This window comes from Polaromonas sp. P1_E3 (assembly GCF_056405935.1).
Map to the genome: position 1 here is coordinate 1 of NZ_JBFUBD010000821.1, position 604 is coordinate 604.

Consider the following 604-nt stretch of genomic DNA (forward strand, 5'->3'; position numbering starts at 1 on the left):
GGGCTGGGGGAAAAACGAACTGTCGCGTTGCCGGGAGCTGGACGCACGCCAATCCCGAGTGGCTGCGTAGCCCGTCCCGCCAGCGCGCCGATTAAGTTACCGAATCTGCTGCGGAAGGCAAGACGTCCCTAGGGCTGTGCGCTTTTAGGCGTATCCGGCTTGGACGCTTCGGCCTTGGGCAATTCCTTTACCCGCACATAGTAATCACGCAGATGAAGGCTCTGCGAGTTGTCTTCGCCGCCTGCGTACACCCACAGCATGTCTGGGCCTATGAAGTTATAGACAGTGATGGTGTCCCTGCCGGTCACGGGCGCAATGGTTTTGACTGCAACCGAATCCGAAGCAATGCCCAGGACGCGGTACGGATGGGTTTCACGAAAGCCTGTCAGTGGCCTCTTTCGGCCTTCCTGCGTTTTCGTCTCCAGATACGGCAGCTCGGACGTCATGGCGTCTCCCGTGAAGGTCAGGGTCATATGACCCATCACCTGCGAAAGAAACAGCGCCGTCTTGCTGTCCAGCTTTGCGCGCTCATTGTTGAAGCGCATGCTGATCTCGGAATCAGACTTCCACTGGCCGACAAGGTTCGGGTCGGCATTCGCTGAGG

General features: G+C 58.6%; 1 protein-coding gene. It reads right to left on the reverse strand.

Annotated features, from left to right (window positions below):
• Positions 1-128: 128 nt before the first annotated feature.
• A partial coding sequence (locus tag AC1D0Z_RS23740) for a hypothetical protein (RefSeq protein ID WP_477660565.1) occupies positions 129-604 on the reverse strand: 476 nt, incomplete at its 5' end.